The organism is Gillisia sp. Hel_I_86 (genome assembly GCF_007827275.1).
Taxonomy (GTDB): Bacteria; Bacteroidota; Bacteroidia; order Flavobacteriales; family Flavobacteriaceae; genus Gillisia.
The window spans coordinates 3,400,622-3,423,442 of sequence record NZ_VISE01000001.1 but is presented as its reverse complement, the minus strand read 5'-3'; the positions used below and the strand labels follow the sequence as shown (position 1 = coordinate 3,423,442).

The window sequence follows — 22,821 nt, the reverse complement described above, 5'->3', positions numbered from 1 at the left end:
CTTGGCCTTAAAATAAGCCAATGATACACTACACCATCAAGTTGAGCCAAACGGAAGTTGAAGAGCTTAACGGAATTATTAGTAAAGGACGTCATACCTCTCAGGCCTTTCGCACCGCCTACATTTTGTTAAACTGCGATAAAGGGGAATTTTCCGATGATACCACGATAAAGAATGCGGAGATTACCAAAGTTCTCAAAATAGGTGAACGAACGATAGGCCGGGTAAAGAAGAAGTTCATTGAAGAAGGATTTGAAAGTGTTTTGGAACGACGTGTTTCAAGCCAGAATTACACAAAAAAGGTAGATGGGGATATTGAGGCTAAATTGGTTAAACTCTGTTGCAGTGAGCCCCCAGAAGGATTTTCGAAATGGTCATTGAGACTTTTGGCGGACAGGATGGTGGAATTGGAATATATCGATTACATATCGCACGTCACAGTGGGCCAGGTATTAAAAAAAACGAACTTAAGCCTTGGAAAGTAAAAGGCTGGGTCATTCCCCCAGAGCAGAGCAGTGAATTTGTAGCTAATATGGAATATGTGCTAGACGTATACAAAATGCCATACGATGAAGACTTTCCGGTTGTTTGCATGGACGAATCGCCCAAGCAGTTAATCCAAGAGGTAGCCTCAACGCCCATCAAGCCGGGACAGGAGGCCAGGATGGACTATGAGTACATCAGACATGGTATGGTAAATATTTTTATGGCCAATGAACCCTTGAAGGGTAAAAGGCTGGTTGAAATTACCCAGCGTAAAACAAAAACAGACTGGGCTAAATTTATCAAGAGAATAGCTGATGAGGTGTACCCACAGGCTAAAAAGATAAAACTGGTGATGGACAATTTCAAAACGCATGATGCATCGGCCTTTTATGAAACATTTGAACCGCAGGAAGCCAAAAGGCTCCGGGACAGGTTTGAATTTGTTTACACACCTAAGCACGGGAGCTGGCTGAACATGGCAGAAATAGAATTGCATGTACTCAATGGCCAATGCTTAAACCGTCATATTGCCAGCGAGAAGGAAATAAAATCAGAAGTGGATGCGTGGCAAAATCACAGAAACAACAAAACCTCAAAAATCAATTGGCAGTTTACAAATGACCAGGCACGTATAAAACTCAAAAGACTCTACCCGTCAATTACAACTTAACATAACACTAGTTTCCTTTTCCAATATAACGCAAAGTTTTGCTGGCACCATGCCATACAGCCTTAAAAAACGTATTTTAGGACAATAAAACCATTGTCAACCATGTTTTTAGACAGACTGCCGTTACCCAACATTCAAAAAAACTATGAAAATATTTTACTTAATGATTTTAGGTATCCTCTTTACAGGTTGTTGTAAAGATGAAGTTGTTGGAAGAGATCTTCTCTCAGATTATGAAAAGGAACTTATACCATATAGCGGTTACGATGAGATCGAATACATAAATGAAGAGGGGCAAATTGTTCTAGCCCAGAGTACGCCGACTAAAATAGAAAGCGACAGATGGAGGCCAGGACCTGAAAGTTGTTCGGTTAGAGAATATCAGACATCTACTAGCCACTTAATTTTTAGATCAGAAGATTTTACTCTTCAAATTGAAATTGATAAATTATTAGCTGGCAACTTTACAATTAATATTGGTCGAGGTGAATCTTTTTATTTTGGCCAAGATTGTAGAATTCCTTTAGATCAACCAATAGAACAAAGAGTCACAAATATTTCAATAGAAGATTATGAATTTACAAATGTAATAGTTTTCGAAAATTGTAGTGATTTCTCAGAAATAAGTAAAATATTTTATTCCGCAGAAAATGGAATTGAATATTTAGAATTTTTAAACGGATCATTTTTGAAAATTAATTAAATAAAGAGTCGAGTAGGTAAAGGGGAATTGCACCCCTAAACCTCTCTCAGAACCGTACGTGATGCTCTCACATCATACGGCTCTTCTTAACAAGTCTAAGGCGTAAAACCATATTGCCAATGCACAAATAGATTGGGAAACTGCTTGGCAGTCTCCTGTAACCATTTGTAGGCAAAGAACCAATGTTTACGCCTAAATCGCCGATATTTGTTGCGTACCCATTTAGCCAGTCGCATATTCAAAAAGCGGAACACATAATGTAGTTCGCTCATTCGCACCTTGCCGTAATAATGAATCCACCCTCGTACTTTGTTCGCTATAATGCCTGCCAAATCGGGCAGGCGCAAGTGAACCATACGGTGCAGTTTCATCTTGAACAAGGTTTGATTGATTCGCTTTTGACTTTGGCGGCTGATGGCGGGCGTGAAACCCAAATGAAAGTTCCCGTAGTAGCCCTTTACCATTCTTGGTTTGAATGTAAAACCTAAAAAACTGAAGGTTACATAGTGGACCTTGAACGGTGGGTGCTTCTTTTGGTTGCGCTTGCAATAAACAATATTGCTCTTGCCTTTCTTTATCTGCAACTTGCATTGCTCAAATCTGGCTTTTACCGCTTCCAAAGTCCGCAGGGCTTGTTTGAAGTTTGCACAATGGATGATAATATCATCTGCATATCGTTCAAACTTTACTTCGGGATGGTGCTGTTCAATCCATTTGTCAAAAACAACGTCTAGGAAAATGTTTGCCAATAATGGGCTTATAACACCTCCCTGTGGTGTGCCTTTGCTACGGGGATGAACACTCCCATCTTTCTTTTGGACACTGGCTTTTAACCAACGTGTCACGTACAAGTGAATGTGCTTCTCTTTGGTAAAGTGACCCAATGCTTTGAGCATTAAATCGTGGTCTATCTCATCAAAAAAACTCTTGATGTCCAAATCTATTGCCCAATCCATCGCCATACAGTTTTCCCTGCATTGCTTTATGGCTTGGTGCGCCGATTTGTGTGGTCGATAGCCAAAGGAACTTTTGCTGAACTGCTTATCTGCAAGCTGCTCCAGCTCCTCTCTAATTACCATTTGAGCCGTTCGGTCTTGTACCGTCGGGATGCCCAGTTTCCGTATCCTGCCATCTGCTTTGGGTATTTCTACTTCGCGAACGGGCTTGGGAAAGTAACTTCCACTAGCTAACCTGTTCCATACGGGATAAAGGTATTTCATAGGGCGAGCGGACACTTCGGAAATCGATACTTTATCGACACCCGATGCACCCTTGTTACTGCGTACCTTCTTAAAGGCTTCCATTACCTGTCGCTTATCTATCGGTTGCGACTTTTGTTTCTCTTTGAAAATCATCCTAATCTACATTAGTTGTAATACAAGTTAAAACTGTTAAGTCAGCCCCTTCGCTCCCATCCCATTACAGGATGCTCATCGCTACTACGGGATAATCCGTCACTAATGGCACGTATGGCTAATTTCTTCCTTGCCCTTCGGGGTTGTGGAATTTTCGCACCTGCCATTAGCTTCTCCTGTTCCGTAATTGAGCCGTAAGTAAAGCTCCTGCCCTCTTTATGCCGATTGCCACTTGACCAGTAAATAGGTTACTCCCGTCAAGTCCTGTCTCTCGGGACCGCCCATCCCTCGATTTTGACAATACTAAAGTTGTTTACGACACTTCTACAAGGGTTCACTCACATCTCGTTCAGCTTCTTTACCCCCACCATAGCAAACTACATTACCCTACAAGTGGCAGTAGCGCCTTTGACCTTATCGCTCAAGACCAACCCGTGAAAGGTAAGCCCCATAAGGCGGTTTGACCGGTATGCCTAAACATCCCAGCCGAGAGACCAATCCCCAAAACCTTCTTGCGTGTTTCCACCCGAAACAAATGCCGGGGTCGTTTCCAGAAAATTATGAGACTCTCATCTCAATTACAGTTTTGTTGCTCCTCAATTTTACTTAAATTGTATCCCGAAGCAACACAGGACACACAACGTTGGGTAACATCGGTTAAGCGCAAATAGCGGGCATTCCGGTGAAAAGTGTTATTTTAGAGACCAAGTAAAAAACAACAAAGCCGACAAGTTCGCGTCCTAACTCCACGCCACTTGCGTTAAACAAGACCGTTGCCACCAATATTAAAACAGTGATTTCGGTTCAAATAACAAAATAATCTTTAAATTTGAAGTAAAAAGATGATAGTTGAACGACAAAATAATGAAATTCTAGTAAGATTTTCGGCAGGAGCGAAAGCTTCAAAGATTCAATCTATTCTTGATTATCTGAGATATGAAGAGTTGACCTCCAAGTCAACAGCTACAAAAGATGATTTGGTGGATTTATTAAAAGATGCCAAAAAAGGTAGAACGGATAAAATAAAAAAAGAGCTCGGATTAAATGACTAAAATAATCGTTGACTCTAATATAATTTTTAGTGCATTATTGAATATTAATAGCCGAATCGGGCAAATATTGATTAATGGAAAAAAGAATTATGATTTTTATGCTCCAAAGTACGTGCGGACTGAAATACTTGAACATCAGGAAAAAATCAAGAAAATAGCTAAGCTAAATAACGATGATTTCTTCGAGGTTTACGAATTGATATTAAGAAATATTATAATTCTTAATCATTCAATCTTACCAATTGAAAATTTCAATAAAGCGACTGAACTTTGTAAAGATATTGATGTTGATGACACCTTATTTGTAGCTTTCTCTGAATACTTAAAAGCTGATTTATGGACTGGCGATAAAAAATTATTATCAGGACTTACTAAAAAGGGTTATAGAAAAACAATTACCACCGAAAAATTATATCAAGATTTTCGCAAAAAGAACAAACTTTAGGATTTAATACTGGAGGCAACATCGTTTAACAGCAAATAGCGGGCAGTTTGCTGAAAAGTGTAATTTTAGAGATTAATTAAAAAACAACAAAGCCGACAAGAACGTGTCCCCATTCCACGCCACTTGCCTTAACCAAGACCGTCAGACTGTCTAATAACCCCCTTCGCTTTTAATAACTTTGTTAATTTCTTCTATTATTGTTTTATAGCACAATGAGCTACTGTTGTATCTTCATGCCATGAGATTTATAGAAGGAAAAAATCGCAAACAATCCTCGTTGTTCCCTGTGTCCCTAGAGGACGCCATTAATCAGGAAAACGAGGTCAGGGCCGTAGATATCTTTGTAGATAGCTTGGATTTAGAAGACATGGGGTTTCGAGTAAATTTCCCAGAAGGAGGTCGTCCTGCTTACCACCCAGGTGTGTTGCTCAAGTTATTTATCTATGGATATTTGAACCGACTGCGTTCCTCCCGAAATTTGGAGCGCGAATGCAAACGAAATATCGAATTGATGTGGCTCCTTGGGCAACTCTCCCCAGACCATAACACCATTGCCAACTTTAGAAAGGACAATCCTGAGGCTATAAAGAAAGTTTTTCGTGCCACAGTAGCACTGGCCAAACACTTCAATCTCATTGGAGGGAAACTTATTGCAGGGGATGGCACCAAGCTAAGAGCCCAGAACAGCAAAAAGAACAACTTCAATAAAAAGAAGATCGACCGTCACCTTCGATATATCGATAACAAGCTTCAGGAATATAACCAAGCGCTAGAACAAGCCGATGGTACTGTAGAAAAAGAAAATATCCATGAGCAGATGGATACCCAGAACAAGCGCAAGGATACGTATCATAAACTCGAGCAGGAATTGGATCAAACCCAAGAAGACCAGATCTCAACCTCGGACAACGAGAGCAGACATATGGTCTTGAGGGGCAACATTACAGAGGTAGTCTATAATGTCCAGTCCACCGTAGATGCCAAGCACTGCATCCCCATTGATTATGAAGTCACCAACAATAATGATAAAAAAGCGATGGGAGCCATGATCAGAAGAGCAAAATCCATTATAGGGAACAATGATTTCACCGCTCTTTTTGACAAAGGATATCATACTGGATCTGAATTGGAAATTGCCCAGGGTTTAGGGATCAAAACCCTGGTTGCTATTCCTGCCCCCGGTTCCAATGCACCGGATCCCCTGTACAATGTTAAAAATTTTACCTACGATACGGGGAACGATCACTACATATGTCCCCAAGGTAATTTTCTGAAAACCAACGGCACCTTTTACGTCAACCACCGAGGGAAATCAAACGAGTCAAGGTTCAAACAGTATAAAACAAGAGCTTGTAAGGGATGCCCGGTGCGGGAGTTATGCACCACGGCCAAAAACGGGAGGCTCCTGGCTAGGAACCTATACACTCCTGTTTATGAAGAAAACAAAAGAAATATGGAAGCTGATCCTGAATTGTACAGACGCAGGCAGGCTATTGTAGAACATCCCTTTGGAACCATGAAAAGGCAATGGGGATTTGATCATATCCTTTCTAAAAAAGGCAAGAAAAGGGCTTCTGCAGATGTTGGGTTTATTTTCATTGCCTACAATCTCAGACGAATTTTGAACTTGATTGGCAAAAAGGCATGGAAGGAGTTATTGAACACCTTATGTGCTTGTTTTTATACCTTTATAAGAGCGTATAAAGTCATATTAAAGCTAATACCCATCTTTAATTTCAACATCTCTGATTCGCGTTTTATTCCTCAGCATACCATAAAAAGCCTTATTTTAGTCACAAATCGGTAAATAACCTAAGTTATTAGACAGACTGCCGTTGGGCATAATGCGGAAATTGTGCAATCTATCAAATTCAGTACTGAAAAAGCCAACCACACAAACAGCACATTTATTTTTGCCAACGCTCAAAGCCAACGCTCGAAAAAATAAAAGAGCTTTTTTTCGCCTTTGCGCTCGAATTGTACACAGCAAAATGTGAACAAAAAAACAAACTAACCGAACAAAACGAACAAATCTTTTATAACTTGTGGGATTGAAATAAAAATGAAATGCTAAAAGAAAGAATCGACATAGAAAACATTGATGGACAGTTATTTGAACTAAAAATAATTGAGCCAGAAGATTCAAAACCAGCATCTTTCACTCACTATTTACAAAATCATAAAAACGGAGTATCGCAATTTTACAAAAAGGACGCACTCGCTTTTGTAAAAGAAATTCTGGAAAAAAATTATCCAACAGAAGAAATCACAAACAAAGTTGCAGAAAATGCTCTGCAATATTTAATTTTCGATTACAAAAAATCAGTCCCATTTCCAGCACCTGAAAAGCCTAAATTCAAATTCATAGATCTTTTTGCAGGAATTGGTGGATTCCGTTTAGCATTTCAAAATCTCGAAGGAAAATGTGTGTTTACGAGTGAATGGGACAAGTATTCAAAACAAACTTACAAAGCCAACTTTGGCGAAATTCCTTTTGGAGACATCACCAAATCCGAAACGAAAAATTACATTCCAGACAACTTTGATGTACTTTGTGCAGGTTTTCCTTGTCAAGCATTTTCAATAGCAGGTAGACGAGGTGGATTTGAAGACACAAGAGGAACTCTATTCTTTGATGTTGCAGAAATTATAAAAAACAAACAACCCAAGGCTATTTTTCTTGAAAACGTAAAAGGTCTTCGTAACCACGACAAAGGCAAAACATTAGCTACAATCTTAAATGTTCTTCGAGAAGATTTGAACTATTACGTTCCAGAACCGCAAATATTAAACGCAAAAGAATTTGGTGTTCCGCAAAATCGTGAACGAATTTTCATTGTAGGTTTCCGTAAAGATTTAGGAATAACAGACTTTCAATATCCCGAACCAACCAATAAGAACGCAGTTTTAGACGATATTTTAGAACAAGAAGAAGTTTCGGTAAAATATTATTTATCCACTACTTACGTTCAAACCTTAAAAAATCACAGAGCACGTCACGAAAGCAAAGGAAATGGATTTGGTTACGAAATTATTCCAAATGATGGAACTGCAAACGCAGTCGTTTGTGGCGGAATGGGTCGAGAACGAAATTTAGTATTAGATGATAGATTAACAAATTTTGTTCCTGTAACGCATATTACGGGAAAAGTAAACCGAGAAGGAATACGAAAAATGACACCAAGAGAATGGGCAAGACTTCAGGGCTTTCCAGACAGTTTTAAAATCATTGTATCAGACGCACAAGCATATAAACAGTTTGGTAATTCGGTTGCAGTTCCAGCAATTCAAGCTACAGCGGAAAAAATTATAGAAAAACTAAATTTTAAATGATTACAGGAAACAAAGGCGAATGGAGTGAAATTTATGCTCTTTTCAAACTATTAGGCGATAAGCAATTATTTCTTGGAGATAAAGACATTGAGAAACTTGAGGGTTTAGTTTACCCAATTATAAAAATACTACGTTCAGAAAACAATGGAGATTTTGAGTATGCTATTCAAGACGAAATAATTTTAGTTTCTGGTAATAAACAAGTATTGAAAATTCCGATTGATGAGTTTAAAACAAAGGCTATATTCCTATTAAAAGCAATTAAGGAAAATCGAGAAAGAACATTTTCTGTTCCAGAAATAGAACAATTTATGCAATCCATAAATTGTATTTCTTTAAAAGCAAGTTCTTCTGCGAAAACTGATATAACTATTGTTGTTCACGACCAACGAACGAATCAACAGCCGACACTTGGTTTTAGTATCAAATCTCAACTTGGGAGTCCCTCCACTCTACTCAATGCTGGAAAAACAACTAATTTCATTTACAACATTAATGATGCAAGTCTAACTAAAGATGAGATTGAGCAGATAAATTCTATAGGTACAAGAAGTAAGATAATGGACAGAATTGTTCAAATTCAGAGCAAAGGCGGAACATTTGAATTTGTCAAAACGGAAAGACAAATATTTTCAAATAATCTTGTTTTAATTGACAGTTTGCTTCCTGAAATTTTATCGCAAATTGTTTTTGATTTTTATTCAAGTGAGTTTTCGCATTTAACTGATCTGGTCAATTCAACAGCAGAAAAAAATCCTTTGAAATTTGATATAGAAAACGAACACAAATTTTACGAATACAAAATTAAACGCTTTCTTACTGACGTTGCACTTGGAATGATGCCATCGCAAGTTTGGACAGGAAAATATGATGCAACAGGTGGTTATTTAATCGTCAAGGAAAATGGCGATGTTCTTTGCTATCACATTTACAATAGAAACGAGTTTGAGGACTACTTGTTAAATAACACCAAACTTGATACTGCAAGTTCTTCCCGACACGGGTTTGGAGAAATTTATGAAGAAAATGAAAAATTATACTTCAATCTAAATTTGCAAATTCGGTTCATAAAATAATAGCCAACACTAAAAGCCATACACATTTGCAATTCGCACCAGCCAAAGCTAAAGCCAAAAATCACAAAAGAGTATGTCTTGCCAGCGCTCACGTCCAAACTCAATAAGAAACATCGGAAAACCAAGCAGAACGTAAAAAGCACTATGCACAACATCGGTTCCTATGAAAAGCAATAATCTTCTCTCTTAAAGATAATATTTTAATTTCTCTTATTTCATTCTTATAAAATTTTAACGTGTTGAATTTTTGATGAAGCTTCGCTTCAGTAAGAATTCAACACAAAAATAACCTGCTCAGCATCCTATTTGTGGTCACTTCCTGAGCGCCACCAGCATCACTATGATCATGGTTAATAAACCTGCCCACTGGCTAACAAAAAATGTGGTCCAAGATGGCCACCACCGATGTTTTGTGGTACAGGCTTGATATTTAGTTTGAGCTTGGTCATTGTATTGATTTTTATTTATGCGATCACCCCTACCTCATAAGGGATTTCGGTTTTTATCACTGCTAAAGTGCGGCTCAATAATTTATGGGCCACCTTCACTATTATTTTCTTCACATCTTTGCCCATATGCTTGCGGTAATACGCCTGAATCACAGGGTCTGTTCTTATCGCCTGCCAGGAAGCCTCCACAAAATACGATCGGATAAGCCGATGGCAACGGGGGTTCATGCCAAGTGCCTTAGAAGTAGCCCCGCTTTGATAGATCCCAGGAGCCAATCCAACATAACCCGCTAAATGTTTAAGCGTGTTGAAGCGCCTTAGATCCCCTAGTTCAGCCAAAATACCTACGGCTACAATGCCTCCAATGCCCGGAACACTCCTTAACAGATAGTAATCTTTTTTGAAGTGTTTTCGGCAATAGGCTCTCAACTGACTTGAGACTTCCCGAAGCTCTTTATCAATAAACCGGAAAGTCCGCATTTTGCTAGCCATCGTTTCCTGTGCGGTGGGATAATGGAACTCTTGGCTATCCACCCAGTGACGAAAAGCATGGCTCCAATGATCATTATCGAACTCTGCAGGAATTTTAATCCCGAAATAAAGCAAGTGCATCTTGATCCTACTTTTGATCCGACGAAAGTCCTTGACCAGTTCATTGCGACGGCGAAACAGACTACGTAATCCTTCTCGTTCTATATCTGGAACAGTGATACCATCCAGACGGCCATCTTTAAGCTCTCTGCTAATGAGTTGCGCATCGATACGGTCTGTTTTAGTATAGCGCTCCTTTCCTTTACGGTGGATATCAGCTGGGTTCACAACCAGGGATTTCCAACCAAAGACCTCAAAACTGCGATGGGCAGAATAACCACAGCAACCAGCCTCATAAGCAGTAGTTACTTGGTGATCACAGAAATGTTTCTGAACGTACTCATATAACTTCTCAGGTTCTGGAGGCATCGTAAAAGATTTACCTCCAAAGAGATCGGTGCTGCAATGTATTTTCCAGCTTCTCTTGTGAATATCAATTCCTATGAATAACTTTGGTAATGCAGTAACTCGGGTTTCCATATCTTTAGTTTTTATCGTGATTATTAAAGATACTCGATTACTGCTTTTTCATGGATGCTAAGAGCGAATAGCGGGCATTCTGGTGAAAAGTGTTATTTTAGAGACCAAGTAAAAAACAACTAAACCGACAAGAACTTGTCCCTACTCCACGCCACTTGCCTTAACCAAGACCGTTGTAATTCATGGCTCAGAATGAAAATACGCAAAAAAAATAACGGCAAATCTGAATTTAAAAACCGATCATTCGCAACTGTTACGCTGACTTTTTTAAGATTTTAGTTAAAACAAAAAACACTCATGCTTAATTTTTATGGAAAATTAAAAAGAACGAAAAATGTGAAAATTGGATGCTCTTAAAATCAGTCCGCGGATTTTGATTAGATAAAAAATAAATGAAAAGAAGAAGAAATACTCGAGAATTTTTAAAATCTGTACGCAAACTTTTACTCGGGCGTAAAAAAAAATAAAAATAGATGCCTCCAGCTTATTATTCCGACTTTTACTCAAGCATGAAAAATGGATAAAATGAATACCTTTAGATTTACAATTCTGACATTAACCAAGACGTGAAAAATGACAAAAATAAGTAAGAACAAAAAAAGTAAAAATCACACCTTCTTAGAAGGTGGCTTTGGATAGCCCCCATAGGGGGCGGCAAGGCGATGGTCAGAAATCAAATCTTTGTTGCTGCTCCTCAACCCGCTTTTCTTCTTTCTCTTGGAACTTGACGTATTTTTTAATCATTTCCTCATCCAGTCCAACTGTGCTCACAAAATAACCTCGAGACCAAAAATGATTGCCCCAATAGGGTTTCTTTTTCAATTTCGGGTAACTCTTAAAAAGTTTTATTGCAATCTTCCCTTTCAATGTACCCATCAATTTTGAAATAGAAACTTTGGGGGGAACAGACACCAGCAAGTGAACATGGTCCTCTTGAACGTTCAGTTCCTCAACCTCACAACTTTTCCATTCACAAAGCATTCTTATATCTTGCTCGACCAATTCCTTCACCGCGCCCTTCAATATCCGGAGGCGATATTTTGGAACCCAAACAATATGATAGTCACACTTATAAACAACGCGACTAAGTTTCTTATATTTACCCATAGTGCAAATATAAGGCACAGCCATCAGAACATTACCACCTGCAAAGCAGGTGGATTTTTAAGGTAAATTAAAAAACTGGGTCTTGCTCGGACGTGAAAAATAAAATCAAAATTCAGAAAAGAACAAAATGACTTAAAAAGGCTGGCGACAAAACAACATATTCCGAGGATCGCGTCGAGTAGGTAAAGGGGAATTGCACCCCTAAACCTCTCTCAGAACCGTACGTGATGCTCTCACATCATACGGCTCTTCTTAACAAGTCTAAGGCGTAAAACCATATTGCCAATGCACAAATAGATTGGGAAACTGCTTGGCAGTCTCCTGTAACCATTTGTAGGCAAAGAACCAATGTTTACGCCTAAATCGCCGATATTTGTTGCGTACCCATTTAGCCAGTCGCATATTCAAAAAGCGGAACACATAATGTAGTTCGCTCATTCGCACCTTGCCGTAATAATGAATCCACCCTCGTACTTTGTTCGCTATAATGCCTGCCAAATCGGGCAGGCGCAAGTGAACCATACGGTGCAGTTTCATCTTGAACAAGGTTTGATTGATTCGCTTTTGACTTTGGCGGCTGATGGCGGGCGTGAAACCCAAATGAAAGTTCCCGTAGTAGCCCTTTACCATTCTTGGTTTGAATGTAAAACCTAAAAAACTGAAGGTTACATAGTGGACCTTGAACGGTGGGTGCTTCTTTTGGTTGCGCTTGCAATAAACAATATTGCTCTTGCCTTTCTTTATCTGCAACTTGCATTGCTCAAATCTGGCTTTTACCGCTTCCAAAGTCCGCAGGGCTTGTTTGAAGTTTGCACAATGGATGATAATATCATCTGCATATCGTTCAAACTTTACTTCGGGATGGTGCTGTTCAATCCATTTGTCAAAAACAACGTCTAGGAAAATGTTTGCCAATAATGGGCTTATAACACCTCCCTGTGGTGTGCCTTTGCTACGGGGATGAACACTCCCATCTTTCTTTTGGACACTGGCTTTTAACCAACGTGTCACGTACAAGTGAATGTGCTTCTCTTTGGTAAAGTGACCCAATGCTTTGAGCATTAAATCGTGGTCTATCTCATCAAAAAAACTCTTGATGTCCAAATCTATTGCCCAATCCATCGCCATACAGTTTTCCCTGCATTGCTTTATGGCTTGGTGCGCCGATTTGTTCGGTCGATAGCCAAAGGAACTTTTGCTGAACCGCTTATCTGCAAGCTGCTCCAGCTCCTCTCTAATTACCATTTGAGCCGTTCGGTCTTGTACCGTCGGGATGCCCAGTTTCCGTATCCTGCCATCTGCTTTGGGTATTTCTACTTCGCGAACGGGCTTGGGAAAGTAACTTCCACTCGCTAACCTGTTCCATACGGGATAAAGGTATTTCATAGGGCGAGCGGACACTTCGGAAATCGATACTTTATCGACACCCGATGCACCCTTGTTACTGCGTACCTTCTTAAAGGCTTCCATTACCTGTCGCTTATCTATCGGTTGCGACTTTTGTTTCTCTTTGAAAATCATCCTAATCTACATTAGTTGTAATACAAGTTAAAACTGTTAAGTCAGCCCCTTCGCTCCCATCCCATTACAGGATGCTCATCGCTACTACGGGATAATCCGTCACTAATGGCACGTATGGCTAATTTCTTCCTTGCCCTTCGGGGTTGTGGAATTTTCGCACCTGCCATTAGCTTCTCCTGTTCCGTAATTGAGCCGTAAGTAAAGCTCCTGCCCTCTTTATGCCGATTGCCACTTGACCAGTAAATAGGTTACTCCCGTCAAGTCCTGTCTCTCGGGACCGCCCATCCCTCGATTTTGACAATACTAAAGTTGTTTACGACACTTCTACAAGGGTTCACTCACATCTCGTTCAGCTTCTTTACCCCCACCATAGCAAACTACATTACCCTACAAGTGGCAGTAGCGCCTTTGACCTTATCGCTCAAGACCAACCCGTGAAAGGTAAGCCCCATAAGGCGGTTTGACCGGTATGCCTAAACATCCCAGCCGAGAGACCAATCCCCAAAATCTTCTTGCGTGTTTCCACCCGAAACAAATGCCGGGGTCGTTTCCAGAAAATTATGAGACTCTCATCTCAATTACAGTTTTGTTGCTCCTCAATTTTACTTAAATTGTATCCCGAAGCAACACAGGACACACAACTGTGGGCAACATCGTTTAACAGCAAATAGCGGGCAGTTTGATGAAAAGTGCTATTTTAGAGACCAAGTAAAAAAGAACAAAGCCGACAAGAACGTGACCCTACCCCACGCTACTTGCGTTAAACAAGACCGTCAGACTGTCTAAAAACCCCTTGCTTTCTTAATAACTATGTTGATTTCTTATTTGCTGAGCTGTTTCCTATTGTTAGGCTTAACCGTATCTTTTAGGTATGAAATTCATTATACCCAAAGACCGTAAACAAGCCAGCCTGTTCCCAGTTTCCCTGGATGAAGCCATTGACCAAGAAAACGAAGTCCGAGCCATTGATGTGTTCGTTGATGGCCTCGATCTTGAAAAGATGGGCTTCAAGGTACATTTCCCCGAAGGCGGAAGGCCGGCCTATCATCCAGCAACGCTCCTGAAATTGTTCCTATATGGATATATGAACCGCCTGCGTTCTTCCAGGATCCTCGAGCGCGAGTGCAAACGAAATATGGAGATGATGTGGCTCCTTGGCCAACTTGCCCCCGACCACAACACCATTGCCAATTTCAGAAAAAACAACCCCAAGGCCATCAAACACGTGTTCCGCGCCACGGTGGAACTGGCCATGAACTTCAAACTGATCGGCGGTAGGATCATTGCCGGGGACAGTACCAAACTGCGTGCACAGAACAGTAAAAAGAACAATTTCAACGAAAAGAAGATAAAACGCCACCTGGAATATATCGACAACAAACTCGATCAGTACAACCAGGACCTGGCAAAGGCCGATGGGGAGACTGAAAAACAAGAGGTCCAAAAAGAAATACGAAAGCATGCCCAGCGAAGGGAAAATTATACAAAGCTCAAAAAACAACTGGAGCAGACCGGGGAAGAACAAATTTCAACTTCCGATGGGGAAAGCCGCCATATGGTCCTGCGGGGGAACATTACCGAGGTGGCCTATAACGTACAGTCCACTGTGGACGGCCTGCACTGCATCCCTATTGATTACCAGGTCACCAACCGAAATGACTCCAAGGCCATGGGCGATATGATAAGAAGGTCCAAGGCCATACTCAGGAACAATACCTTTACAGCACTCTTTGACAAAGGCTACCACACAGGATCGGAACTCGAAACCGCTCAAAAGCTCGGTATCAAAACAATGGTGGCCATTCCCGCGCCCGCATCCACGGCACCACACCCGGATTACAACCTACAGAATTTCATTTACGACCAACAACAGGACCAGTATACCTGCCCACAGGGACACGCCCTGAAGACCAACGGCAACTTTTATACAAACCATCAAGGCAAGCCCAACCAAAGTAAGTTCAAACAATACAAAACAAAGGCCTGTAAGGGGTGCCCCGTGCGAGACCTGTGCACCAGGGCAAAAAATGGAAGGCTCCTTGCCCGGAATGTCTTTGCGCCATTCTACGAGGAGAACCGAAAAAACATGGAACAAGAAAAAGAACTCTACCGCCGCAGGCAGGCCATTGTGGAACACCCATTTGGAACCATGAAAAGGCAATGGGGGTTTGACCATATCCTTACCAAAAAAGGAAAGAAAAGGGCCTCTGCAGATGTAGGCTTCATCTTTATTGCCTACAACCTCAAAAGGATCATTAACCTGATAGGCCATAAAGCCCTACAAGAAGGTAGCAATACCTTGTTTGATAAAATTTTGGGCTTAATAGCGCGATTTTACCGCTTTTTAAGAACTAGTTTCCTTTTCCAATATAACGCAAAGTTTTGCTGGCACCATGCCATACAGCCTTAAAAAACGTATTTTAGGACAATAAAACCATTGTCAACCATGTTTTTAGACAGACTGCCGTTATGCAGCAGTTAAAAAATCCGAACAAAGAATCATATTTGAAGGCAAATTTGTAAATTTGAATTATGGACGTAAATATTCAAAATAAAAAGATAGAATTAATTCAGTGGTTATCTACTCTTAATGATATGTCAATAATTGAAAAAATAATCAAACTCAGAGAACGAGAAAAATCAGATTGGTGGAATGAAATTTCTGTGTCTGAGAAAAAATCATTAGAAAAAGGAATTAAAGATGCTGATGCTGGAAATTTGAATTCTCACTCTGATGTAAAGAAGATTTATGAAAAGTGGTTATAAAATTTTGTGGACTGACCACGCTATTTCAGAATTAAAAGATACAATTGAACATTTAGAGGAAAAATGGACGGAAAAGGAACTTTCAAACTTTTCAGAAGAACTAGATCATACAATTGAACTAATCTCAAAAAATCCTGAACTTTTCCAAGTTTCAAGTAAGAAAAAGGAAGTAAGAAGAGCTGTTGTCGCACGATATAATAATCTTTATTATCGGACTAAAAATGACACAGTTGAAATACTTTCTATATTTTCTAATCGACAAGATCCCGATAAAATTAACATCTAAAGTCGAGTAGGTAAAGGGGAATTGCACCCCTAAACCTCTCTCAGAACCGTACGTGATGCTCTCACATCATACGGCTCTTCTTAACAAGTCTAAGGCGTAAAACCATATTGCCAATGCACAAATAGATTGGGAAACTGCTTGGCAGTCTCCTGTAACCATTTGTAGGCAAAGAACCAATGTTTACGCCTAAATCGCCGATATTTGTTGCGTACCCATTTAGCCAGTCGCATATTCAAAAAGCGGAACACATAATGTAGTTCGCTCATTCGCACCTTGCCGTAATAATGAATCCACCCTCGTACTTTGTTCGCTATAATGCCTGCCAAATCGGGCAGGCGCAAGTGAACCATACGGTGCAGTTTCATCTTGAACAAGGTTTGATTGATTCGCTTTTGACTTTGGCGGCTGATGGCGGGCGTGAAACCCAAATGAAAGTTCCCGTAGTAGCCCTTTACCATTCTTGGTTTGAATGTAAAACCTAAAAAACTGAAGGTTACATAGTGGACCTTGAACGGTGGGTGCTTCTTTTGGTTGCGCTTGCAATAAACAATATTGCTCTTGCCTTTCTTTATCTGCAACTTGCATTGCTCAAATCTGGCTTTTACCGCTTCCAAAGTCCGCAGGGCTTGTTTGAAGTTTGCACAATGGATGATAATATCATCTGCATATCGTTCAAACTTTACTTCGGGATGGTGCTGTTCAATCCATTTGTCAAAAACAACGTCTAGGAAAATGTTTGCCAATAATGGGCTTATAACACCTCCCTGTGGTGTGCCTTTGCTACGGGGATGAACACTCCCATCTTTCTTTTGGACACTGGCTTTTAACCAACGTGTCACGTACAAGTGAATGTGCTTCTCTTTGGTAAAGTGACCCAATGCTTTGAGCATTAAATCGTGGTCTATCTCATCAAAAAAACTCTTGATGTCCAAATCTATTGCCCAATCCATCGCCATACAGTTTTCCCTGCATTGCTTTATGGCTTGGTGCGCCGATTTGTGTGGTCGATAGCCAAAGGAACTTTTGCTGAACTGCTTATCTGCAAGCTGCTCCAGCTCCTCTCTAATTACCATTTGAGCCGTTCGGTCTTGTACCGTCGGGATGCCCAGTTTCCGTATCCTGCCATCTGCTTTGGGTATTTCTACTTCGCGAACGGGCTTGGGAAAGTAACTTCCACTAGCTAACCTGTTCCATACGGGATAAAGGTATTTCATAGGGCGAGCGGACACTTCGGAAATCGATACTTTATCGACACCCGATGCACCCTTGTTACTGCGTACCTTCTTAAAGGCTTCCATTACCTGTCGCTTATCTATCGGTTGCGACTTTTGTTTCTCTTTGAAAATCATCCTAATCTACATTAGTTGTAATACAAGTTAAAACTGTTAAGTCAGCCCCTTCGCTCCCATCCCATTACAGGATGCTCATCGCTACTACGGGATAATCCGTCACTAATGGCACGTATGGCTAATTTCTTCCTTGCCCTTCGGGGTTGTGGAATTTTCGCACCTGCCATTAGCTTCTCCTGTTCCGTAATTGAGCCGTAAGTAAAGCTCCTGCCCTCTTTATGCCGATTGCCACTTGACCAGTAAATAGGTTACTCCCGTCAAGTCCTGTCTCTCGGGACCGCCCATCCCTCGATTTTGACAATACTAAAGTTGTTTACGACACTTCTACAAGGGTTCACTCACATCTCGTTCAGCTTCTTTACCCCCACCATAGCAAACTACATTACCCTACAAGTGGCAGTAGCGCCTTTGACCTTATCGCTCAAGACCAACCCGTGAAAGGTAAGCCCCATAAGGCGGTTTGACCGGTATGCCTAAACATCCCAGCCGAGAGACCAATCCCCAAAACCTTCTTGCGTGTTTCCACCCGAAACAAATGCCGGGGTCGTTTCCAGAAAATTATGAGACTCTCATCTCAATTACAGTTTTGTTGCTCCTCAATTTTACTTAAATTGTATCCCGAAGCAACACAGGACACACAACGTTGGGTAACATCGGTTAAGCGCAAATAGCGGGCATTCCGGTGAAAAGTGTTATTTTAGAGACCAAGAAACAAACAACAAAGCCGACAAGAACGCGTCCCCATTCCACGCCACTTGCCTTAACCAAGACCGTCAGACTGTCTAATAACCCCCTTCGCTTTTAATAACTTTGTTAATTTCTTCTATTATTGTTTTATAGCACAATGAGCTACTGTTGTATCTTCATGCCATGAGATTTATAGAAGGAAAAAATCGCAAACAATCCTCGTTGTTCCCTGTGTCCCTAGAGGACGCCATTAATCAGGAAAACGAGGTCAGGGCCGTAGATATCTTTGTAGATAGCTTGGATTTAGAAGACATGGGGTTTCGAGTAAATTTCCCAGAAGGAGGTCGTCCTGCTTACCACCCAGGTGTGTTGCTCAAGTTATTTATCTATGGATATTTGAACCGACTGCGTTCCTCCCGAAATTTGGAGCGCGAATGCAAACGAAATATCGAATTGATGTGGCTCCTTGGGCAACTCTCCCCAGACCATAACACCATTGCCAACTTTAGAAAGGACAATCCTGAGGCTATAAAGAAAGTTTTTCGTGCCACAGTAGCACTGGCCAAACACTTCAATCTCATTGGAGGGAAACTTATTGCAGGGGATGGCACCAAGCTAAGAGCCCAGAACAGCAAAAAGAACAACTTCAATAAAAAGAAGATCGACCGTCACCTTCGATATATCGATAACAAGCTTCAGGAATATAACCAAGCGCTAGAACAAGCCGATGGTACTGTAGAAAAAGAAAATATCCATGAGCAGATGGATACCCAGAACAAGCGCAAGGATACGTATCATAAACTCGAGCAGGAATTGGATCAAACCCAAGAAGACCAGATCTCAACCTCGGACAACGAGAGCAGACATATGGTCTTGAGGGGCAACATTACAGAGGTAGTCTATAATGTCCAGTCCACCGTAGATGCCAAGCACTGCATCCCCATTGATTATGAAGTCACCAACAATAATGATAAAAAAGCGATGGGAGCCATGATCAGAAGAGCAAAATCCATTATAGGGAACAATGATTTCACCGCTCTTTTTGACAAAGGATATCATACTGGATCTGAATTGGAAATTGCCCAGGGTTTAGGGATCAAAACCCTGGTTGCTATTCCTGCCCCCGGTTCCAATGCACCGGATCCCCTGTACAATGTTAAAAATTTTACCTACGATACGGGGAACGATCACTACATATGTCCCCAAGGTAATTTTCTGAAAACCAACGGCACCTTTTACGTCAACCACCGAGGGAAATCAAACGAGTCAAGGTTCAAACAGTATAAAACAAGAGCTTGTAAGGGATGCCCGGTGCGGGAGTTATGCACCACGGCCAAAAACGGGAGGCTCCTGGCTAGGAACCTATACACTCCTGTTTATGAAGAAAACAAAAGAAATATGGAAGCTGATCCTGAATTGTACAGACGCAGGCAGGCTATTGTAGAACATCCCTTTGGAACCATGAAAAGGCAATGGGGATTTGATCATATCCTTTCTAAAAAAGGCAAGAAAAGGGCTTCTGCAGATGTTGGGTTTATTTTCATTGCCTACAATCTCAGACGAATTTTGAACTTGATTGGCAAAAAGGCATGGAAGGAGTTATTGAACACCTTATGTGCTTGTTTTTATACCTTTATAAGAGCGTATAAAGTCATATTAAAGCTAATACCCATCTTTAATTTCAACATCTCTGATTCGCGTTTTATTCCTCAGCATACCATAAAAAGCCTTATTTTAGTCACAAATCGGTAAATAACCTAAGTTATTAGACAGACTGCCGTTGGGCATAATGCGAGAAATTTAGCAACAAGGAACAAAATCGATAAAAAGAAAGACTAAATTTGTGATAATGGAAGATAAAAACTTATACATAATCGCAGGTTGTAACGGAGCAGGAAAAACAACAGCTTCTTTTACCATTTTACCAGAAATTATTGAATGTAAAGAATTTGTCAATGCAGATGAAATTGCAAAAGGTCTCTCACCTTTCCAACCTGAAATGGTTGCATTTGAATCTGGTAGAATAATGATAAATAGAATTAATGAACTTTTAAAAGAAGGTGAAAATTTTGCTTTTGAAACTACCTTATCGACCCGAAGTTATAAGAATAAAATAATTCAAGCTAAAGAAAAAGGGTATACTGTTACACTTTTATTCTTTTGGTTAAAAAACATCGAATTGGCACAGCAACGTGTGAAAATTAGGGTTAAAGAAGGCGGACATAATATTCCAGATAAAGTAATTGAAAGAAGATATTTAAGAGGCATTAATAATCTATTTGAAATTTATCTTCCGATTGTTGACGGCGCATTGATTTTTGACAATTCATATGGTAAACACGAATTAATTGCTCAAAAAACAGTGGATAATCATATAGATGTAATAAATGATAAAAAATTTAAAGAATTAAAAAGCTATTATGACAACAAAAGATAAACAAATCGAATTAAAGGATAAGATTTTAATCGGGCTTGAAAGAGTTTATGAAAAACTTATCGAATTTAAAAAAGCAAAAAATAGTAAACTTGTTATTATAAAAGATGGTAAAATAGTAAAAGTAAGTCCCGAGTAGCACTATGCCCAACATCGTTTAACAGCAAATAGCGGACATTGTGCTGAAAAGTGTTATTTTAGAGATTAATTAAAAAACAACAAAGCCGACAAGAACGCGTCCCCATTCCACGCCACTTGCCTTAACCAAGACCGTCAGACTGTCTAATAACCCCCTTCGCTTTTAATAACTTTGTTAATTTCTTCTATTATTGTTTTATAGCACAATGAGCTACTGTTGTATCTTCATGCCATGAGATTTATAGAAGGAAAAAATCGCAAACAATCCTCGTTGTTCCCTGTGTCCCTAGAGGACGCCATTAATCAGGAAAACGAGGTCAGGGCCGTAGATATCTTTGTAGATAGCTTGGATTTAGAAGACATGGGGTTTCGAGTAAATTTCCCAGAAGGAGGTCGTCCTGCTTACCACCCAGGTGTGTTGCTCAAGTTATTTATCTATGGATATTTGAACCGACTGCGTTCCTCCCGAAATTTGGAGCGCGAATGCAAACGAAATATCGAATTGATGTGGCTCCTTGGGCAACTCTCCCCAGACCATAACACCATTGCCAACTTTAGAAAGGACAATCCTGAGGCTATAAAGAAAGTTTTTCGTGCCACAGTAGCACTGGCCAAACACTTCAATCTCATTGGAGGGAAACTTATTGCAGGGGATGGCACCAAGCTAAGAGCCCAGAACAGCAAAAAGAACAACTTCAATAAAAAGAAGATCGACCGTCACCTTCGATATATCGATAACAAGCTTCAGGAATATAACCAAGCGCTAGAACAAGCCGATGGTACTGTAGAAAAAGAAAATATCCATGAGCAGATGGATACCCAGAACAAGCGCAAGGATACGTATCATAAACTCGAGCAGGAATTGGATCAAACCCAAGAAGACCAGATCTCAACCTCGGACAACGAGAGCAGACATATGGTCTTGAGGGGCAACATTACAGAGGTAGTCTATAATGTCCAGTCCACCGTAGATGCCAAGCACTGCATCCCCATTGATTATGAAGTCACCAACAATAATGATAAAAAAGCGATGGGAGCCATGATCAGAAGAGCAAAATCCATTATAGGGAACAATGATTTCACCGCTCTTTTTGACAAAGGATATCATACTGGATCTGAATTGGAAATTGCCCAGGGTTTAGGGATCAAAACCCTGGTTGCTATTCCTGCCCCCGGTTCCAATGCACCGGATCCCCTGTACAATGTTAAAAATTTTACCTACGATACGGGGAACGATCACTACATATGTCCCCAAGGTAATTTTCTGAAAACCAACGGCACCTTTTACGTCAACCACCGAGGGAAATCAAACGAGTCAAGGTTCAAACAGTATAAAACAAGAGCTTGTAAGGGATGCCCGGTGCGGGAGTTATGCACCACGGCCAAAAACGGGAGGCTCCTGGCTAGGAACCTATACACTCCTGTTTATGAAGAAAACAAAAGAAATATGGAAGCTGATCCTGAATTGTACAGACGCAGGCAGGCTATTGTAGAACATCCCTTTGGAACCATGAAAAGGCAATGGGGATTTGATCATATCCTTTCTAAAAAAGGCAAGAAAAGGGCTTCTGCAGATGTTGGGTTTATTTTCATTGCCTACAATCTCAGACGAATTTTGAACTTGATTGGCAAAAAGGCATGGAAGGAGTTATTGAACACCTTATGTGCTTGTTTTTATACCTTTATAAGAGCGTATAAAGTCATATTAAAGCTAATACCCATCTTTAATTTCAACATCTCTGATTCGCGTTTTATTCCTCAGCATACCATAAAAAGCCTTATTTTAGTCACAAATCGGTAAATAACCTAAGTTATTAGACAGACTGCCGTTGGCAGTAATCCCCCTACTAAAAAATCGAGTTGAGTTTTTCTGCTAACGGGCGTATCTTTGTT

At 40.4% G+C, this 22,821-nt stretch carries 22 protein-coding genes; 14 read left to right on the top strand and 8 right to left on the bottom strand.

From position 1 onward, the window contains the following. Nucleotides 1-20 precede the first annotated feature (20 nt). Together JM83_RS15390 and JM83_RS15385 are read left to right on the top strand one after the other, a co-directional pair. A protein-coding gene (locus JM83_RS15390; protein ID WP_144958303.1) for an IS630 family transposase occupies nucleotides 21-1,156 on the top strand; the annotation gives its coding sequence in 2 pieces (ribosomal slippage) (nucleotides 21-450 and nucleotides 450-1,156; 1,137 coding nt in all). Nucleotides 1,157-1,301: 145 nt separating this feature from the next. Next, nucleotides 1,302-1,859, top strand: a complete 558-nt coding sequence (locus tag JM83_RS15385) for a hypothetical protein (protein WP_144963016.1) — start codon at nucleotides 1,302-1,304, stop codon at nucleotides 1,857-1,859. Nucleotides 1,860-1,954: 95 nt separating this feature from the next. Here the strand turns inward: JM83_RS15385 and ltrA (JM83_RS15380) are convergent, their stop codons facing one another. After that, nucleotides 1,955-3,214, bottom strand: a complete 1,260-nt coding sequence (gene ltrA / locus JM83_RS15380) for a group II intron reverse transcriptase/maturase (RefSeq protein WP_144963009.1) — start codon at nucleotides 3,212-3,214, stop codon at nucleotides 1,955-1,957. 41 nt (nucleotides 3,215-3,255) lie between these two features. Beyond that, the gene (locus JM83_RS19585; RefSeq protein WP_261376330.1) at nucleotides 3,256-3,381 is read right to left on the bottom strand and encodes a hypothetical protein; all 126 of its coding nucleotides are present in this window, start codon (nucleotides 3,379-3,381) and stop codon (nucleotides 3,256-3,258) included. Between the two features lie 675 nt (nucleotides 3,382-4,056). Between JM83_RS19585 and JM83_RS15375 the strand changes: the two genes are divergently transcribed. The 5 genes from JM83_RS15375 (at nucleotide 4,057) to JM83_RS15355 (ending at nucleotide 9,120) form a co-directional block, all read left to right on the top strand. Next, nucleotides 4,057-4,266, top strand: coding sequence for a hypothetical protein (locus JM83_RS15375; protein WP_144963015.1), 210 nt, complete (start codon nucleotides 4,057-4,059; stop codon nucleotides 4,264-4,266). Further along, nucleotides 4,259-4,711 (top strand): PIN domain-containing protein, encoded by a 453-nt coding sequence (locus JM83_RS15370; protein ID WP_144963014.1) that lies wholly within the window; start codon nucleotides 4,259-4,261, stop codon nucleotides 4,709-4,711. Before JM83_RS15375 ends, JM83_RS15370 begins: the two co-directional genes overlap by 8 nt. Before the next feature lie 238 nt (nucleotides 4,712-4,949). Further along, nucleotides 4,950-6,518 carry an IS1182 family transposase gene (locus JM83_RS15365; protein ID WP_144962840.1) on the top strand — a complete coding sequence of 523 codons (1,569 nt, stop codon included), beginning with the start codon at nucleotides 4,950-4,952 and terminating at the stop codon, nucleotides 6,516-6,518. 260 nt (nucleotides 6,519-6,778) lie between these two features. Beyond that, nucleotides 6,779-8,044 carry a DNA cytosine methyltransferase gene (locus JM83_RS15360; protein WP_144963013.1) on the top strand — a complete coding sequence of 422 codons (1,266 nt, stop codon included), beginning with the start codon at nucleotides 6,779-6,781 and terminating at the stop codon, nucleotides 8,042-8,044. Further along, nucleotides 8,041-9,120 (top strand): HpaII family restriction endonuclease, encoded by a 1,080-nt coding sequence (locus JM83_RS15355; protein ID WP_144963012.1) that lies wholly within the window; start codon nucleotides 8,041-8,043, stop codon nucleotides 9,118-9,120. Before JM83_RS15360 ends, JM83_RS15355 begins: the two co-directional genes overlap by 4 nt. 464 nt (nucleotides 9,121-9,584) lie before the next feature. Here JM83_RS15355 and JM83_RS15350 read toward each other — a convergent pair whose 3' ends face one another. The 4 genes from JM83_RS15350 to JM83_RS19580 all read right to left on the bottom strand — a co-directional run bounded on the left by JM83_RS15350 (nucleotide 9,585) and on the right by JM83_RS19580 (nucleotide 13,435). Beyond that, entirely contained in the window at nucleotides 9,585-10,640 is a 1,056-nt protein-coding gene (locus JM83_RS15350; protein ID WP_144963011.1) for an IS110 family transposase, read from the bottom strand. A gap of 666 nt (nucleotides 10,641-11,306) precedes the next feature. Then, nucleotides 11,307-11,747, bottom strand: a complete 441-nt coding sequence (gene tnpA / locus JM83_RS15345; RefSeq protein ID WP_144960405.1) for an IS200/IS605 family transposase — start codon at nucleotides 11,745-11,747, stop codon at nucleotides 11,307-11,309. A gap of 261 nt (nucleotides 11,748-12,008) precedes the next feature. Further along, nucleotides 12,009-13,268, bottom strand: a complete 1,260-nt coding sequence (gene ltrA, locus JM83_RS15340; protein WP_144960768.1) for a group II intron reverse transcriptase/maturase — start codon at nucleotides 13,266-13,268, stop codon at nucleotides 12,009-12,011. A gap of 41 nt (nucleotides 13,269-13,309) precedes the next feature. After that, nucleotides 13,310-13,435 carry a hypothetical protein gene (locus tag JM83_RS19580; protein ID WP_261376330.1) on the bottom strand — a complete coding sequence of 42 codons (126 nt, stop codon included), beginning with the start codon at nucleotides 13,433-13,435 and terminating at the stop codon, nucleotides 13,310-13,312. 704 nt (nucleotides 13,436-14,139) lie between these two features. Here JM83_RS19580 and JM83_RS15335 point away from each other — a divergent pair. The 3 genes from JM83_RS15335 to JM83_RS15325 all read left to right on the top strand — a co-directional run bounded on the left by JM83_RS15335 (nucleotide 14,140) and on the right by JM83_RS15325 (nucleotide 16,320). Beyond that, entirely contained in the window at nucleotides 14,140-15,678 is a 1,539-nt protein-coding gene (locus JM83_RS15335) for an IS1182 family transposase (protein ID WP_144960757.1), read from the top strand. A 122-nt stretch (nucleotides 15,679-15,800) separates the two neighbouring features. Then, a complete protein-coding gene (locus JM83_RS15330) occupies nucleotides 15,801-16,034 on the top strand; it encodes a hypothetical protein (RefSeq protein WP_121346841.1) in 234 nt (77 codons plus the stop codon). Beyond that, nucleotides 16,018-16,320 (top strand): type II toxin-antitoxin system RelE/ParE family toxin, encoded by a 303-nt coding sequence (locus JM83_RS15325; protein ID WP_144963010.1) that lies wholly within the window; start codon nucleotides 16,018-16,020, stop codon nucleotides 16,318-16,320. Before JM83_RS15330 ends, JM83_RS15325 begins: the two co-directional genes overlap by 17 nt. A gap of 89 nt (nucleotides 16,321-16,409) precedes the next feature. Here the strand turns inward: JM83_RS15325 and ltrA (JM83_RS15320) are convergent, their stop codons facing one another. Then, nucleotides 16,410-17,669 carry a group II intron reverse transcriptase/maturase gene (gene ltrA, locus JM83_RS15320; RefSeq protein ID WP_144963009.1) on the bottom strand — a complete coding sequence of 420 codons (1,260 nt, stop codon included), beginning with the start codon at nucleotides 17,667-17,669 and terminating at the stop codon, nucleotides 16,410-16,412. A gap of 41 nt (nucleotides 17,670-17,710) precedes the next feature. Beyond that, nucleotides 17,711-17,836, bottom strand: coding sequence for a hypothetical protein (locus JM83_RS19575; RefSeq protein ID WP_261376330.1), 126 nt, complete (start codon nucleotides 17,834-17,836; stop codon nucleotides 17,711-17,713). 703 nt (nucleotides 17,837-18,539) lie between these two features. On the opposite strand from JM83_RS19575, the gene JM83_RS15315 reads away from it, so the two are divergent. The 4 genes from JM83_RS15315 (at nucleotide 18,540) to JM83_RS15305 (ending at nucleotide 22,729) form a co-directional block, all read left to right on the top strand. Then, entirely contained in the window at nucleotides 18,540-20,108 is a 1,569-nt protein-coding gene (locus JM83_RS15315) for an IS1182 family transposase (RefSeq protein ID WP_144962840.1), read from the top strand. Between the two features lie 91 nt (nucleotides 20,109-20,199). After that, nucleotides 20,200-20,793: a zeta toxin family protein gene (locus tag JM83_RS15310; RefSeq protein ID WP_261376677.1), complete on the top strand. Its 594-nt coding sequence runs from the start codon at nucleotides 20,200-20,202 to the stop codon at nucleotides 20,791-20,793. Further along, complete coding sequence (locus JM83_RS19205) at nucleotides 20,777-20,929, top strand: hypothetical protein (protein WP_186435015.1); 153 nt, start codon at nucleotides 20,777-20,779, stop codon at nucleotides 20,927-20,929. The genes JM83_RS15310 and JM83_RS19205 overlap by 17 nt, the downstream gene beginning before the upstream one ends. A gap of 231 nt (nucleotides 20,930-21,160) precedes the next feature. Beyond that, nucleotides 21,161-22,729, top strand: coding sequence for an IS1182 family transposase (locus tag JM83_RS15305; RefSeq protein WP_144962840.1), 1,569 nt, complete (start codon nucleotides 21,161-21,163; stop codon nucleotides 22,727-22,729). Nucleotides 22,730-22,821: the final 92 nt, after the last annotated feature.